This window comes from Flectobacillus major DSM 103, from assembly GCF_000427405.1.
GTDB classification, from domain to species: domain Bacteria; phylum Bacteroidota; class Bacteroidia; order Cytophagales; family Spirosomataceae; genus Flectobacillus; species Flectobacillus major.
In genome coordinates this window covers 60,534-77,660 of the sequence record NZ_ATXY01000004.1, presented here as the reverse complement: position 1 = coordinate 77,660, position 17,127 = coordinate 60,534, and the positions used below count along the sequence as shown (strand labels likewise).

Here is a 17,127-nt window from a genome sequence, read left to right as displayed (position 1 = left end):
TTAATCGTATTGTTTTCATCAAAAGCATTTAGTGTGTTTACGTACCCGAAAATAAAAGGAGTTTTCTCAATTTCAAAAGAATAGAGAAAAGCTTAATACCGACTCCTCTCGGTACTATGACACTATCACTATATTGGCAAGTAATTATAACTTTTTAAGTAGCATATCTGTAAAATATAATTTTACCTATCTTTGTATCATGACTGCATTAAAAAAACCCTTTCTTTTATCTGTTACTCCACCCTGAGTACATTTATTCTACTATTCGTTTTGGTTTGTCTGTATTTTATCTACAGATTTCTATGGCTGTATACTATTGCCTAGGCTCGATACTGAGGGGTCGAAAACAGAAAGATACAACATTAGGAATACGTATGAGTACCAAGCTTTGAGAGGAAGTAACTGATTATTTTATATTTGCTGAAAGCTCAAACGCATTGGTACATTGCTATTTTACCAACCTTAATCTTCTAATGGATTGGTAAAAACTAGACCATGCCCAACTGCTAGACATTTTACAATACAGCGTTATACCCATAATTACTTACAAATTTTTGGAAAGTACTTTTTGTTATTTTTCAATCAAGCTGCATACACATATTGCAGTGATGTGTCCTTTTGGAATATGTACAGAAAATCGAAAAAACAAGCAACAGAAGTACACAACTGATTATCAATCTATTATTTACTAAATTGCGTATTTGCTTATTCATTTAGCATACATTATATATTTATGAAACAGGTCTTAAATTTATTTGACTTCAAGCAAAAAGTAAACTACCGAATTGAAATACTGGCAGGACTCACCGTAGCCATGACCATGATTCCCGAATCGCTATCGTTTGCTATTTTGGCCAACTTTCCTCCATTGATGGGTTTGTATGCAGCCTTTATCATGGGTTTGGTAACTGCAATACTCGGTGGTCGTCCGGGTTTGGTGTCGGGCGGTGCAGGGGCAACAGTCGTTGTACTAATTACCTTGATGCAAACACATGGCTTGGAATATGTATTTGCGGCTATTGTTTTGGCAGGAATATGTCAAATCATGGTAGGACTTTTTAAGCTAGGAAAATTTATCAGACTTGTACCACAGCCCGTTATGTTTGGTTTTGTGAATGGCTTGGCTATTATTATTTTCATGGCTCAATTAGAACAGTTCAAAACAACTATTGGTGGGCAGACAATCTGGCTTACAGGAACACCCCTTTATATCATGGCGGGATTAGTAGCCCTCACGGTAGCCATTATTTTGGTTGCACCACGCATTACCAAGGCCATACCAGCATCGTTAATTGCTATTATTGTGGTTGGGCTTATTGTATTTGGTTTTGATATTGATACCAAAACTGTTCGAGATATAGCATTGGTAAGCGGTGGATTTCCGCCTTTTCATATTCCACAGATACCCCTTACTTGGAATACATTTCAAATCATTTTTCCTTATGGGCTTATTATGGCAGGCGTTGGGCTTACCGAAGGCTTGCTTACCTTGAATGTAGTTGACGAAATTACCCAGACCAAAGGCAATGGTAATCGTGAAGCCTTGGCACAAGGAACAGCCAATATTCTCAATGGTTTTTTCTTTGGAATGGGTGGATGCCCCATGATTGCACAAACCTTGGTCAACCTATCGGCAGGAGCAAGAGCCCGACTTTCGGGTATTGTGGCAGCCTTAACTATTCTATGTATTATATTGTTTGCGTCACCAATTATCGAGGCTTTGCCTATGGCTGCTTTAACAGGAGTGATGATGATGGTGGCTATTGGAACGTTTGAATGGATGAGTTTTAGGGTAATTAACAAAATGCCTCAATCCGATATTTTTGTAGGAATTTTAGTAGCTGTTATTACAGTTTGGTTGCACAATCTGGCTTTGGCAGTGCTTATGGGTGTAATTATTTCGGCATTGGTTTTTGCTTGGGAAAGTGCCAAACGCATTAGAGCCAAGAAATATATCGACGACAAGGGCATAAAACATTATGATATACATGGGCCACTGTTTTTTGGCTCGACTACCGCTTTTGTCGAAAAGTTTGATATTTTGAACGACCCCAACGAAATAATTATAGATTTTAAAGAAAGTAGAATCAGCGATATGAGTGCCATAGATGCTGTCAATAAAATTACTGAACGTTATGCCAAACTCAACAAAACCGTTCGGCTGTATCATTTAAGTGCCGATTGTAGAAAGTTATTACAAAATGCCGATAAGATTATCGAAGTAAATATTATTGACGACCCCACTTATCGGGTTGCAGAAGACTAAGCTACTGCTTCAACTTGCCAAAAGAATTACGAATGTATATAAACGCTCTATTTCTGGTACAATAAATATGGGGAGGTTAACTGCCCAAAACCCAATAATTGGTTGTACCATTTATTGTACCAAAATACAAAATACCATATATTTGTAATAACATAAGTAAACGGTATAAAACTATCCTTTTATGAAAATTGGCTATGCCCGTGTAAGTACACAAGAACAAACATTAGACCTACAAGTAGATGCTCTGAAAAAATATGGTTGTGAGTCTATTTACACAGATAAAATTTCTGGCTTGAAAGCTCATAAACCAGAATTCGAGGAAATGATGAAATTTCTTCGAGAAGGCGATACTATCGTTATTTGGAAACTTGACCGACTCGGCCGTTCTACCAAACATTTAATCGACCTAGTGGCTGAATTAGAAAAACGAAAAATCAATCTTGTGTCGCTCAACGACCCTATTGATACAACTTCGCCAAGTGGGATTCTTGTTTTTCAGATTTTCTGTGCTTTGGCCGAACACGAACGAAATATTATTGTACAACGTACCAAAGCTGGATTAGCCTCGGCACGTGCCAGAGGCCGAATGGGTGGTCGCCCCAAAGGGCTTTTACCTGCTTATCAGGCTATAGCACCTGCTGTAAAAGAACTTTATGACTCTGAAAAACAATCGACTACACAGATTATGAAGTTCTTTAAAATTGGTAGCCGACGTACTTTCTATAAAATCTTGGCCTTTGCGGGTGTACAAGTACAAGGTTTTACCAAAAAAAGAGGTCGTAGAAAAGAAGCCTAGGCTTTATTGGGGTGTTTCAAAACTATACAGGAAAGGAGCTTTATGCGATTTTCCTGTAAATTGTTTTTCATGGCGTTTCAAAATTCCCTTGGCCAACATTGCCCGCTGAAAGGTTGTTCTTCTAATTTTTTCTCCCAAAATAGCCTCATATACCATCTGGAGTTCTTTCATCGTAAAACGCTCTGGTAGTAAGTTTACACCAATCAATTTTTTGTCCAAATTATCTCGCAAAGTTTCCAGGGCTTTTGTTACAATTTGCCGATGATCGAGCATTAGTCTGGGCAGTTTGTCAATGGCATACCATTCACAGCTATCCGAAAGTTCGTCGGGTTGTGGTTTTACATCTTTATAATTAATTAAAGCATAATACCCTACCGAAATAAACCTATCTAGCAACCAATGTTCGGGCGTGGGGGCTTTGCCACTGCCTACCATAATTTGTTCCATGATTTCGGGTACATACCTCTCGACACTTCCAAATACATGAAACTGCTCTAAATAAATATTATTCAACCCTGTTCGCTCAAATAAACCACGCCTTACAGCATCGTCGAGGCTTTCATTCCGCTTGACAAATCCGCCAGGTAAAGCAAATAATTTTGTATTATGATATTCAGAAATAAGAATTTTAAGTTGCTGACCATCAAAGCCAAAAATAACTGAATCGTATGCAATATGTGCCAAAAAACCGGCCTCTTTAGCAGTAGCAATATGTGGATTAGAAGCTGTATTCATGCCCGAATATAAAAAAAAACTGTGAAATAATTGTATTTTTTAATTTTTAGCTATACTATTGTCAACAAATGAGACAATAGTATAGCTCATTACTACTAACTCCAATTATTATGAATCTCAGAACAACTTTTATTGGATTATTACTTGTGTCAACCTCATTTTTTGCCAATGCACAACATGCCGAAAACTCTTACGCTTTTCCTGTGCAAGTTCAGACTGTTAATGGTACAATCGAAGGAGAATTTGATGTTAGAACCAACATTCAAAGCTTCAAAGGTATTCCATTTGCACAACCACCTGTAGGCGATCTGCGTTGGAAAGCTCCACAGCCTGTCGCTAATTGGACAGGGGTAAAACAAACCAAAAAGTTTGGCCCAAGAGCCATTCAGCCTGCCATTTTTGGCGATATGGGTTTTAGAAGTGACGGTATGAGCGAAGACTGTCTATACCTCAATGTGTGGACACCCGCCAAATCAGCCAACGACAAACTGCCCGTATTAGTATATTTCTATGGTGGTGGTTTTGCGGCTGGCGATGGCTCGGAAGCTCGTTATGATGGCGAAAATATGGCCAAAAAAGGTATTGTAACCCTTACTGTCAATTACAGACTTAATATTTTTGGCTTTTTCTCACATCCAGAACTTACCAAAGAATCCCCTAACCGTGCCTCTGGCAACTATGGTTTGCTCGACCAACACGCTGCTCTTAAATGGGTACAGGCCAATATTGCCAAATTTGGTGGCGACCCCAAACGAGTTACTATTGCAGGGGAATCGGCAGGGTCGATTGCTGTAAGTGCCCAAATGGCATCGCCTTTGTCGAAGGGTTTGATTGCAGGGGCTATTGGCGAAAGTGGTGGCTCTATTTACCCTACATTATCGCCTGTGCCTTTGGCCGAGGGCGAAAAAATAGGTCTAGAGTTTGGGCAATCTATCGGAGCCAAAACTTTGAAGGAACTACGAGCTTTATCAACCCTCGAATTATACCAAAAATCGGCAGGAAAAAGCCTAGGAATATTCAAAACTACGATTGATGGGTATTTTCTTCCTAAAACATTACCCGAAATTTTTGAGGCAAAACAGCAGGCTATGGTACCACTTTTGTTAGGCTGGAACTCGGAGGAAATGAACTACCGTGCCCTTATGGCAGGTAAAGAGCTTACCAACGACAATTATACCCAAAAAATTAAAGAAATTTATGGCGAAAAAGCAGAAGAAGTATTAAAGTTATATCCTGCTGGCTCGCCAGAAGTAACCGAACAATCGGCTACAGATTTGGCTGGTGATCGTTTTATTGCTTATAGTACTTGGAAATGGTTTGATTTACATCGTAAAAATAGCTCTCAGCCCGTATATCGCTATTATTATTCACGCCCAAGACCCGACTTGCGTGATAGCGACTATGAATCGGCTTTGGCTGGAGGGGTTGTTAAAAAAGATAAAAATGCTCCTAAAGCCCCCAAAGCAAAAGGTGCAGTACACTCGGCCGAAATCGAATATGCTATGGGTAATTTAGCCCTCAACAAAGCGTATGCTTGGACAGAAGACGACTTCAAAGTATCAAATACAATGATGAATTTCTTCGCCAATTTTATCAAAACAGGTAATCCCAATGGCGATAAACTTCCTAATTGGCCAGCCGCCAAAAATGAAGAAAAACCAGATATTATGATTATTGATGTAGATTCTAAAGCCCAAAAAGCTGAAAATGAAGCCCGTTATTGGTTTTTGGATAAAGACTATTTGAAAAAATAAGTTCTCTTTTTTTTGTATTGAATAGCTAAAAATCAATCATATAACAAGTTATCCTATTACCTAACACACTAAAATTTAACGTCAGCTCAAAATAATAAACTCGCGAACGATATAGGCTCGCTTTATCTTCTACGAATCCATTGAGCTTTATTAACTTACCAAGCTATCTCTTTCAGAAGAGGTAGCTTTTTTTATGAATAAGCATATTTTGACCTTGAATATAAAATTTGAGGGCTATATGGTTAATTTTCGGCTACATTTTGATAATTTGTAAACATGCCTCAATCCGATAAAAATCTAATTTTACATATAATATCAACAAGCATGAGGATAGCCCAAAACAGTTTCCAGCAGATTTGGCTCACAATGTATTCTTCCCGCTTCGCTTTCTTACCGATTCACCATAACAAATAACTTTATGAAATATTTTCTAAAACTCCAAAATATCGCTTTTCTGGTTGGATGCTTACTATTTTTTGATACAGCTATTGCACAGAAAACACCTGTAAATGAGTCGGTTATAAGCCTTATTCAGTTTTATCAAGCCGATAAAGGAAATATCGAACGATTTTATACCGTGTATAATTCTCCAGAAAGAAGAGAACGTTTAAAGTCGCTTGCTCAGTCGTATCTAAAGCAGTTACAACAAGTAGATTATAATGCCTTGAATACTGGTACAAAAGTAGATTACTTGTTGATAAAGCGAGATTTGAACGAAGATATTTATCAGGCACAATTAGAAGAAACCGAGTTTAACCAACTAAAACCGTGGTTTCCTTTTGCAGATGTAATTTATACGATTGAAAAAGAAAGACGAAGAGGACTTGTTCCTGATGCACCTCGCTTGGCAGCACAACTCAACCAATGTAACAAACAGCTAGTAGATTTACAAAAAAAACTTAGCCAAGACCAAACCTTAACCAAACCATTAGCCAATCGTGGTCGATATATAGCTCGTGGCCTTCAAAATGCCCTAAAATCGGTTTATACTTTTTACAATGGCTACGACCCTCTTTTTACGTGGTGGGTTCCAAAACCTTATATACAGCTCGACAGTTTATTGAAGGAATATGCGTCTACCTTTCAGCAAAGTGGCAATGCTACTTCACAACAAAAACAAGACAAAAGTGGTATTGTGGGCAATCCGATAGGCCGTGATGAACTCAACAGAAGGTTGCGCCTAGAAATGATTCCTTACACGCCCGAAGAACTTATCGAAATAGCCAATAAAGAATTTGCGTGGTGCGATGCCGAAATGCTAAAGGCGAGTAAAGAAATGGGCTTAGGAAATGACTGGAAAGCGGCTTTAGAAAAACTTAAAAATACAGCCGTTGCTCCATCGCAACAGCCTATCGAAATGGTTAAATTATACGACCAATCTATTGCTTTTTTACAAGAAAAAGACCTTATTACAATACCGCCTCTGGCCGACGAAACATGGAGAATGATAATGATGACCCCTGAAAGACAGCTTGTTAATCCTTTTTTTACGGGTGGCGAAGAGTTCAGCGTATCTTATCCAACCAATACCATGACTCACGACCAAAAACTTATGAGTATGCGAGGCAATAACCCGCATTTTTCGAGGGCTACGGTACATCACGAACTTATTCCGGGCCATGGCTTACAGGAATTTATGACCAATAGATACAAAACATACCGCCATTTTGAAACACCATTTTGGATAGAAGGCTGGGCTTTGTACTGGGAAATGTTACTATACGATTTGAAGTTTCCTCGTTCGGCCGAAGACCGCGTAGGAATGCTCTTTTGGAGAATGCACCGTTGTGCAAGAATTATCTTTTCGCTCAATTATCATACAGGGAAATGGTCGCCACAAGAATGTATTGATTTCTTGATTGACCGTGTTGGCCACGAACCCGCCAATGCAGAAGGAGAAGTAAGGCGCTCGTTTGTAGGTGGTTATGACCCACTTTATCAAATCGCCTATATGATAGGTGGGCTACAAATCAGGGCTTTGAAAGACGAATTGGTACTTACCAAAAAAATGACTTATAAACAGTTTCACGACCAAATTATGCAAGAAAATATGTTGCCAATTGAGATGGTTCGTGCAATATTAACTAACCAACAATTACCTAAAGATTATCAAACAAACTGGCGTTTTTATTCATTAAAATAATCACTTATGAAACATATATCAATAATAGGCGGGGGTATTGTGGGGCTTAGCTCGGCTTATTATTTACAAGAAGCAGGCTACCAAGTAACGGTTTTTGACAAAGGAGATTTTACAGATAACTGTTCTTTTGGCAATGCAGGCTATGTATGTCCTAGCCACTTTGTTCCATTGGCGGCTCCGGGTATTGTGTGGCAGGGTATCAAATGGATGTTTAACCCAATGAGTCCATTTTATGTAAAGCCGTCTGTCAATAAAGCCTTGATTAACTGGGGCTTGAAGTTTATGCAAAGTGCTAATACCCAAAATGTAGAAAATGGAGCTATTCCATTAAGAGACATTTCGTTGCTGAGCCAAAAAGCTTTTGAAACATGGAACAACCAACAATTATTTGATTTTAGTTATGAGCAAAAAGGCATGTTGGAGGTTTTCAAGACCGAGCCAGTAGCTGCTCATGCTCATCATACCCTCGAAAAAGCCCATGAATTGGGGCTTGATGTAACTTATTTAAACAAAGAACAGTTACAGGCACTCGAACCTCAAACACCTATCAATGCCATTGGGGCATTGCAGTTTAACTGCGATACGCATGTATATCCCAATAAATTGATGAAGGCTTTGTACGAATACCTTCAAGCCAAAGGGGTTGTCTTTAAAGCGAATGAAATCATTATAGCTTTAGACAAAAAAGATGGGCAAATCACAAGTATTAAATCCTTAAAAGGGCAATATCCAACCGATACCGTTGTAATTGCGGCGGGTTCTTGGAGTCGTGAATTGGCTGAATTACTTGACATCAGCCTTCCTTTAATGCCTGGAAGGGGGTATTCGATTACCCTCGAAAATAGCCCTTACCATATAAACCACCCTATTATTTTGGCCGAAGGACGTGTAGCATTAACACCTATGGATGGTAACAAAATACGCATGGGAGGCACAATGGAAGTGGTAGCTACCACAACACCCCCCAACTATGCTAGGGTAAAAGGTATTTTAAAATCGGTTAAAGATTTCTTACCTGCATTTGATATTGCCATGCCACAAGAGCAGGATATTTGGTATGGATACCGCCCATGCTCGGCCGATGGGCTTCCGTATATTGGTAGAACAAAACAATATAAAAATGCCATTATTGCTACAGGACACTCTATGATGGGCTTGAGCCTTGGACCTGCCACAGGCCAATTAGTAGAGGAAATTATCAGCGAAAAACAACTAAGTATTGATATATCGGCATTTAACCCTCAACGATTTGATTAATCAATATATGGGGTAATATCTGCCTATATGTTGTCAATTACTAGGCATTTATTCGTGTTATTTTCTTGCATTTTTGTATTAATTCACCACCTCAAAAAAGGTGGTGAATTTGCTTAAAACAGCTTCAACCGTTTTACCAATCGTTTATTTTCTATGAAAAATTATATTTTAGCTATAGTAATATGTACTTGTTGCTGCCTCAAGCCTTTGGCACAAAACTATACGCCCGAAAAGGCCGACAAACGTTTTAAAATTCAACCCAAAGTTGGTCTTAAAGCATATTCCTTTAACCTTGGTCAGGTAGAGTTGCTTGGTGATTCGCCTTTCAAAAATGCTATGGACAAAGATGCGGCCTATTTGCTGAGTGTCGAGCCAAAACGCCTTTTACACCGTTTTTATGCCAATGCGGGCTTGCCAACACAAGGAGCTGTATATGGCGGTTGGGAAAGCGAGGGCTTGTCTGGCCATACTCTTGGGCATTATCTTTCGGCTTGTGCTATGATGTACGTTTCTACCCATAATCCAGCATTCAAAAATCGGGTAGATTTTATGGTTACAGAATTGGCCAAATGTCAAAAAGCACGCAAAACTGGCTATGTTGGGGCTATTCCAAAAGAAGATACTCTGTTTGCTCGTGTTGCCCGTGGCGATATTAAGTCGGGTGGGTTTGACCTCAACGGCGGCTGGAGTCCGTGGTACACCGTACATAAAGTAATGGGAGGGCTGATTGATGCCTATTTGTATTGCAACAACAAAACAGCTTTAAAAGTAGTAACAGCAATGGCCGACTGGACAGGCAATACTATCAATCACCTTTCGCCTGAATTATTACAAAAAATGCTAAAATGTGAATATGGCGGTATGGCCGACGCTTTGGCCAATATTTATGCCATTACTGGAAACCCTAAATACCTAGATTTGTCATACAAATTTTATGATGACTTCGTTATGGTGCCTTTGTCTCAAAAAATTGACCCAATGGCAGGTAAACACGCCAATACCAATGTACCAAAAGCCATAGCTAGTGCCCGACAATATGAACTTACAGCAAAAGAATCAGACAAAACCATTGCTTCTTTTTTCTGGGATATTATGGTACACAACCACAGTTATGTAATTGGTGGTAATAGCAATTATGAATACTGTACCGAGCCTCATAAACTAAACGACCACCTCAGCGACAATACTTGCGAAACTTGTAATACCTACAATATGCTCAAATTAACTCGTCACTTGTTTTGCTGGCAACCTAGCAAAGAACTTGGCGACTATTACGAAAGGGCTTTGTACAACCATATTTTAGCGTCGCAAAACCCCGCCGATGGCATGATGTGCTATTTTGTCCCTTTAAGAATGGGTACCAAAAAAGAGTTTAGCGACCCTTTCAATACCTTTACTTGCTGTGTTGGTAGTGGTATGGAAAACCATGCAAAATATACCGAAAGCATTTACTTTGAAGGGGCAGATGGTAGCCTTTATGTTAATTTATTTATTCCTTCAAAACTGACTTGGCAAGAAAAAGGGATTACTTTTACCCAAACAACCCAGTACCCAACACAAGGAAATACCCAATTTACTTTCCAAACTCACAAGGCTCAACGTTTGGCTTTGCGTATCAGAAAACCTTGGTGGGCTACCAATGGCTTTGAAATAACCGTAAATGGCCAAAAAATAGCTGCCCAAACCGACGAAGCAGGCTATTGGGTAATTGATAGAACTTGGCAAAATAACGATAAAGTACAAATCGATATGCCGATGTCGGTATACACCGAAAGTATGCCCGACAACGCCAATCGTATTGCTCTTTTGTATGGCCCATTGGTATTGGCGGGTCAGCTTGGCACACAAAATCCCGACCCTGTTTATGGTATTCCTGTATTGTTGACCGACGACAAAAAGGCTGGTAATTGGCTAAAACCTGTAGTTAATCAACCACTAACTTTCCAGATGCAAAAGGTAGGAACACCTTTCGATGTTACCTTGATTCCTTTCTATCAGTCAAATCAACAACATTATAGCGTTTACTGGGACTACTTTACCAAAGACGAATGGGAAAAACGCAAGGCTGAGTATGAAGCCGACAAAAAACGCCAGCAGGAAATAGAAGCTATGACTGTAGATAATTTTAGAATTGGCGAAATGCAACCCGAACGCGACCACAATTTAACTGTAGACGGCGAATCGTATGTAAGCGATGCCCTAGGTAGAACAGGCCGAGAAGTACGTAAAGGGGGTTCTTTTTCTTTTGATATGAAAATTGCCAAAAATACCAATAATACATTATTATTAAGCTACTTAGGCGATGACAAAGGGCGTTGGTTCGATATTATTGTTGACGGAAAAACTATTGCTACCCAAGAATTACTGGGCGGTACAACAGGGAAATTTTTTGATATTGAATATAGTATACCCTCCGATTTACAAACCGACAAAGAGAAACTCAATGTAACTATCAAGGCTCATACAGGCAAAACCGCTGGACGTGTTTTTGGAGCAAGAATTATCAAAAAATAAACCAACAAACATGAATCATCCCGAATTTTAGGTAATATTAAAAGAGACCCCTATTTGTGTTCGTTGTGGTTGATAAGGTCGTCAAGTGAACATTGGTGAAGCTTATCAATTGCTCAAATGACAAAAAATGAGTGAGTATTCATAACAAAGGCGTTCGAAATTAGTTGTTCGAACGCCTTTGTTATATTAAATATCATGACACATCTTTAGCCCCAAAGCATTGCGTCTTTACTGGTGAAAATCATATTCAAAAATAAACACTCGTTACTAAATTTGGGATAACAGATGTTGTTGGCTTTGAGAATATACTTCTGATATTCGGCAAGATATGAATACCAAAAGTCATTTAGCTTTCTACGAAAAATGATATTCTTCGGTACTTCTAAAATAACTTTCTACATATTCGCTTGGTGATTTTCCTTTTACCCGTTTAAAAATCCTATTGAAGTTAGTAATACTATTAAAACCACAACTGTAAGCCACATTGGCAATTCCCACGTGCGACTCATTGGTCAGTTTTTTACAAGCTTCATTGATTCTTACCTCATTCAAAAATGACAAAAAAGTATGTCGTGTATGTTTTTTGAAATACCGACAAAAAGCATGAGGAGTCATATGAGCCTTATTGGCGGCATCTTCCAAGGTAATAGGCTTTTCGTATTCTTGAATAATAAAATTATAAATATTACTCATTCTAAGTCCTTCGTTTTCGCTGTAGAGCTTTGGACGAGAACCCGCCGAAAGAGGTTCAAGGCCAGAAAGGCTACTTACCAGCTTGAGCAAATCCATAAAATGTATCATTTGCTCGATAGAAGTACTTTTTTTGATGAGTATCATTTTGTTAGCAATTTCCATCACCTTGTCAGACGGTATCTTAAAGCCATTGGCATTTTGTTGTAAAAACCGTTTGATATTATTGATTTCGGGTAAATTCAACAACGAACTTAATGGGCCATTGGGATTAAAAAACAGAACCGTTGCTGTAATTTTTTTCTTGCTTTTGGGCAAAAAATAAACAGGGTCACTTTTAAAAATATGAGGCTGATTAGCTCCTAACCAAAATATTTCATTGGATTTGAAAGCGTGCATATTGTTGTCAGCAATCAGCGTACCTTCACCTTGCTGAATCCATGTTAGTTGTATTTCCTCATGTCTGTGTAAATGCGGGTAAAAATACGGCAATACATCTTTTTGAACAATGATAGTCTTATCATGAGGTACTGGAATGGTAAATGGTAATACTTTCATAAGTAAAAGAGCAAATTGGATGATTAAAAACCAGAAAATAAGTTGCTATTAATCAAACAATTACTTACTTTCTGACCACCAAAAACGGTAGTAAATAATGACAACTTAGTAGTAATAACATCAAAACCCAAGCACCTGTATTTGAACACATCAACGCCATCAATCGCTCACTTACTTATTTGCTTTTGCCTGTGTTTTAATGACATGAAAATATAGGGTTAGTATAATATAAACAACTTTATAAGAGGATAATTTAAAAAGTGGTTAATATCTGCACATTGTATAGCAAATTATGATTAGTACTTGTGCATATTGCTAATATCAAGCTATACTTCAGTCAAATAACGATAATATAATATTGGTAAGTCTATAGAATATACGATTAAGATGCTCAATATGTGTTTTTACTTGCTTGTTTTGGCACTAAATTCCCCTAAATATTTTTTAAATAGGTTAATATTAGACTATAATTGATTAAAAATTAAGATTTTATAGGCATTTGTTTTAGGTAATTTTGAAAAAAAACAATAATAAAATATGGCAATCAATTGGAAAGGGGTATTTCCCGCGGTTACGACAAAGTTTGGTGAAGACGACCAACTCGATTATGACTTATTCGACAAAAATTTACAATTTCAAATAGCTGCAGGTGTAGATGGAATCATCCTTGGTGGTACTTTAGGTGAGTCGAGTGTTCTAAGTTTAGAAGAAAAAGGCGATTTAGTAAAATTCACCGTAGAGAAAGTAGCAGGCCGAGTTCCTGTAATCTTGAATATTGCAGAAGGTGCTACTCGCGATGCTATCGAATTAGCTCGTTTGGCCGAAGAATGGGGAGCAAAGGGCTTGATGATGCTACCGCCAATGCGTTATAAATCTGACCACCGTGAAACCGTTGAGTATTTTAAGGCGGTAGCCAATTCTACTTCTTTGCCTATCATGATTTATAACAACCCTGTTGATTATAAAATCGAGGTTACCCTAGATATGTTCAAAGAATTGGCAGCTTGCGAAAACATTCAAGCTGTAAAAGAATCCACTCGTGATTTGACCAACGTTACACGCATGAGAAATCTATTTGGTGATAGGTTCAAGATTCTTTGTGGAGTAGATACTATTGCGATGGAGCAGTTGGTAATGGGTGCCGACGGTTGGGTTGCGGGTTTGGTTTGTGCTTTTCCAGCCGAAACAGTAGCAATTTATAAACTTGTAAAGGCTGGGCGTTATGAAGAAGCCATCAAAATATACCGTTGGTTTATGCCTTTATTAGAGTTAGATATTCATCCAAAATTAGTACAATATATTAAACTTGCCGAAGCTCGTGCTGGTATTGGTAGCGAGGCAGTACGTGCCCCAAGACTTACTTTGGTTGGTGAAGAAAGAGAAAGATTATTGACCCTTATTGATGGAGCAATTGCTGTTCGTCCAACTTTGCCAGATTATCATTCAATCGAAATATAAGGTGTTATTGGGAGGCTATTTCTCAACAACTCATTAATTTATAGATAATTACATGTCATCATATCAATCAATAGTATCGGAGGCAATGACGCTAGCACAAGAGGCTTTTGAGATATATCAAAAGGTTTCGGGTAAAAAGCGAGCTGAATTTTTGGTAGCCATTGCCGAGGAAATAGAATCCTTGCGTGACGCTTTAGTAGCTACTGCTCATCAAGAAACTAATTTGCCTTTTCCTCGCCTCAATGGTGAGATAGGACGTACAACTGGCCAACTAAAAATGTTTGCTCAGCTAGTAGCTGAAGGCTCTTGGGTAGAAGCTACTATTGATTCGCCCAATGCCGAACGTGTTCCCCCAAAACCCGATACACGCAAAATGCTTGTTCCGATTGGGCCAGTAGTAGTATTTGGAGCTAGTAATTTTCCATTTGCTTTTTCAACTGCTGGTGGCGATACCGCCAGTGCTTTGGCTTCGGGGTCGTCGGTGGTTATCAAAGGCCATTCGGCTCATGCTCGTACTTCTGAATTGGTATTTTCGGCTATTCAAAAAGCCATAAAGCGTTGTGGATTACATCCTCAAACGGTACAACATCTTTTGGGTGCAGGTGCTGAAGTGGGGCGTGCATTAATCCTGCATCCCAATACTACAGCTGTAGGTTTTACAGGTTCGCAAGCGGGTGGCAAGGCTTTACAAAGCTATGCACAACAACGTGAAATACCGATTCCTATATATGCCGAAATGAGTAGCATTAATCCTGTGGTACTATTTCCCGAAACTTTGACTCTTAACGCTGCCAGTTTGGCCAAAACCTTTGCAGGTTCTATTACCTTGGGTATGGGACAGTTTTGTACAAAACCAGGGTTGTTATTTGCTATTGAAAGCGAAGGGCTTAGCTCTTTTATGGCTTATTTACAGACCGAAATCAGCCAAGCTCCATTGCACAAAATGTTGCATTTGGGTATTGCAAAAGCCTATAATACAGCAGTAGAAACAATGGTACAGCAGGCTGGTGTGGGGGTTGTTACCAATACTCGTACATCGGACGACGAACAAACGCCTTTCCCTACTATTGCCAAGGTGAGTTCAAAAGCTTTTATTGCAAACCCAACTTTACACGAAGAGGCTTTTGGCCCTTATGCTTTGATTGTTGTTTGTGAAGATAAAAACGATTTGGCGAATACCCTAAAAAATCTAAAAGGACAACTCACAGCAACTTTAATGGCAACCGACGATGATATTAAAAATTATCAAGAAATAGTAGCCTTACAAACCTCATTGGCTGGACGTGTCATATTGAATGCTCCTCCTACAGGTGTCGAGGTAACCGCAAGTATGGTTCATGGAGGAGCATATCCTTCTACTTTCGATGCCAAATATACTTCTGTAGGTACAAGTGCTATTAAACGTTGGGTAAAACCGATTTGTCTACAAGGTTTTAGAGACTGGATGCTACCAGATGAACTAAAAAATGATAATCCGCTCAAAATTTGGCGTATTGTAGATAATGTATTCCAACAGTAAAACCCTGTATTAGGGTGAATTGATGAGGAGTGTGCAAAAGAATTGTGAGTTGTTAATTAGTTGCGTATTATCATTAAAATAAAATTGTTGTAGTGGTAACTCTTACGGTTACCACATTCAAAATGGCAACCGTAAGAGTTACCACTACACGTTAAAAAACAATGAATAATAACTCTTTTGAACAAGATAAAAACTTTTGTACAGCCCTAGTTGTTAATCACTAATTCACCCTAGTTTGTTATAGTTAATCACGTGCCATGGCACATAAATACTATCCATTTGAAAAAGACTTTTTTTTGTATAGATGCCCATACTTGCGGAAATCCTGTCAGATTGGTGGCGGGTGGTGGCCCTAACTTAATAGGTAATACCATGAGCGAAAAACGTCAATATTTCTTACAAAATTACGATTGGATAAGAAAAGGGTTGATGTTTGAGCCTCGTGGTCATGATATGATGAGCGGTAGTATTTTGTACCCACCACACAATCCCGAAAACGACGTAGCAGTTTTGTTTATTGAAACAAGTGGTTGCCTTCCTATGTGCGGACACGGTACTATTGGTACAATTACAATTGCAGTAGAGGAAGGCTTGATTGTTCCTAAAACAGCTGGCAAAATCAGAATGGAAGCTCCTGCGGGTTTGGTATTAATTGATTACGTGCAAGAACAAACCAAGGTGAAAAGTGTTAAGCTGACCAATGTAGCCTCTTTTTTGGCTGCCGAAAACCTTAGCGTTGAATGCCCTGACTTGGGTATGCTTACGGTAGACGTTTCGTATGGAGGTAATTTTTATGCTATTGTTGATGTACAAGAAAACTTCAAAGGGTTACAGCATTATAACGCCGACCAGCTAATTAGTTGGAGTAGAGTATTAAGAAACAGAATCAACGAACAATATAGTTTTGTTCATCCCGAAAACGATACTATCAAAGGCTGTTCGCATATTTTGTGGACAGGCGATGTCCTAGACTCTACTTCTACAGCCCGCAATGCTGTATTTTATGGCGACAAGGCTATCGACCGCTCGCCTTGTGGTACAGGTACTTCGGCCAGAATGGCACAATGGTATGCCAAAGGTAAACTCAAGAAAGGTGATGAGTTTATCCATGAAAGTATTATTGGCTCTAAATTTATAGGACGTATCGAAGAGGAAACTAAAGTGGGCGATACGCCAGCTATTCGACCGAGTATTGAGGGGTGGGCTAGAATTTATGGCTATAATACCATCAATATCGACCCCAACGACGACCCCTATGCTTATGGCTTTCAGGTATTATAAGTAAAAAAACAACATTCTTTTTGACTAATAGAAAAGGTGAGTAGGGCCATTTTGGTTAATTTTTGGCTTGATTAATTTGCTGGCAACCTACCGCCTTTTTATTTATTCAATATACATTAGTGCATAAAATTAAAAATATAAAAGACTTTGATATTA

Annotated in this window: 11 protein-coding genes; 9 read left to right on the top strand and 2 right to left on the bottom strand. The window is 38.8% G+C overall.

From position 1 onward, the window contains the following. Window positions 1-733 precede the first annotated feature (733 nt). Window positions 734-2,266 carry a SulP family inorganic anion transporter gene (locus FLEMA_RS0101020; RefSeq protein ID WP_026993848.1) on the top strand — a complete coding sequence of 511 codons (1,533 nt, stop codon included), beginning with the start codon at window positions 734-736 and terminating at the stop codon, window positions 2,264-2,266. 181 nt (window positions 2,267-2,447) lie between these two features. Beyond that, window positions 2,448-3,062 (top strand): recombinase family protein, encoded by a 615-nt coding sequence (locus FLEMA_RS67100; protein ID WP_044170388.1) that lies wholly within the window; start codon window positions 2,448-2,450, stop codon window positions 3,060-3,062. 3 nt (window positions 3,063-3,065) lie between these two features. Here FLEMA_RS67100 and FLEMA_RS0101010 read toward each other — a convergent pair whose 3' ends face one another. Beyond that, entirely contained in the window at window positions 3,066-3,797 is a 732-nt protein-coding gene (locus FLEMA_RS0101010) for an NUDIX hydrolase (RefSeq protein ID WP_044170386.1), read from the bottom strand. Between the two features lie 110 nt (window positions 3,798-3,907). On the opposite strand from FLEMA_RS0101010, the gene FLEMA_RS0101005 reads away from it, so the two are divergent. The 4 genes from FLEMA_RS0101005 to FLEMA_RS0100990 all read left to right on the top strand — a co-directional run bounded on the left by FLEMA_RS0101005 (window position 3,908) and on the right by FLEMA_RS0100990 (window position 11,465). Then, window positions 3,908-5,551 (top strand): carboxylesterase/lipase family protein, encoded by a 1,644-nt coding sequence (locus tag FLEMA_RS0101005; RefSeq protein WP_026993846.1) that lies wholly within the window; start codon window positions 3,908-3,910, stop codon window positions 5,549-5,551. A 418-nt stretch (window positions 5,552-5,969) separates the two neighbouring features. Continuing rightward, window positions 5,970-7,694, top strand: coding sequence for a DUF885 family protein (locus FLEMA_RS0101000; protein ID WP_026993845.1), 1,725 nt, complete (start codon window positions 5,970-5,972; stop codon window positions 7,692-7,694). 6 nt (window positions 7,695-7,700) lie between these two features. Beyond that, window positions 7,701-8,951: an NAD(P)/FAD-dependent oxidoreductase gene (locus tag FLEMA_RS0100995; protein ID WP_026993844.1), complete on the top strand. Its 1,251-nt coding sequence runs from the start codon at window positions 7,701-7,703 to the stop codon at window positions 8,949-8,951. A gap of 153 nt (window positions 8,952-9,104) precedes the next feature. Beyond that, on the top strand, window positions 9,105-11,465 hold the full coding sequence (locus FLEMA_RS0100990) for a glycoside hydrolase family 127 protein (RefSeq protein ID WP_026993843.1): 2,361 nt from the start codon (window positions 9,105-9,107) through the stop codon (window positions 11,463-11,465). Window positions 11,466-11,819: 354 nt separating this feature from the next. Here the strand turns inward: FLEMA_RS0100990 and FLEMA_RS0100985 are convergent, their stop codons facing one another. Next, complete coding sequence (locus FLEMA_RS0100985) at window positions 11,820-12,713, bottom strand: AraC family transcriptional regulator (protein WP_026993842.1); 894 nt, start codon at window positions 12,711-12,713, stop codon at window positions 11,820-11,822. Between the two features lie 543 nt (window positions 12,714-13,256). Here FLEMA_RS0100985 and FLEMA_RS0100980 point away from each other — a divergent pair. The 3 genes from FLEMA_RS0100980 to FLEMA_RS0100970 all read left to right on the top strand — a co-directional run bounded on the left by FLEMA_RS0100980 (window position 13,257) and on the right by FLEMA_RS0100970 (window position 16,971). Beyond that, a complete protein-coding gene (locus tag FLEMA_RS0100980) occupies window positions 13,257-14,171 on the top strand; it encodes a dihydrodipicolinate synthase family protein (protein ID WP_026993841.1) in 915 nt (304 codons plus the stop codon). Between the two features lie 52 nt (window positions 14,172-14,223). Next, the gene (locus FLEMA_RS0100975; protein ID WP_044170384.1) at window positions 14,224-15,690 is read left to right on the top strand and encodes an aldehyde dehydrogenase (NADP(+)); all 1,467 of its coding nucleotides are present in this window, start codon (window positions 14,224-14,226) and stop codon (window positions 15,688-15,690) included. A gap of 279 nt (window positions 15,691-15,969) precedes the next feature. Then, window positions 15,970-16,971: a 4-hydroxyproline epimerase gene (locus FLEMA_RS0100970; RefSeq protein ID WP_026993839.1), complete on the top strand. Its 1,002-nt coding sequence runs from the start codon at window positions 15,970-15,972 to the stop codon at window positions 16,969-16,971. The last annotated feature ends 156 nt before the right edge of the window (window positions 16,972-17,127 follow it).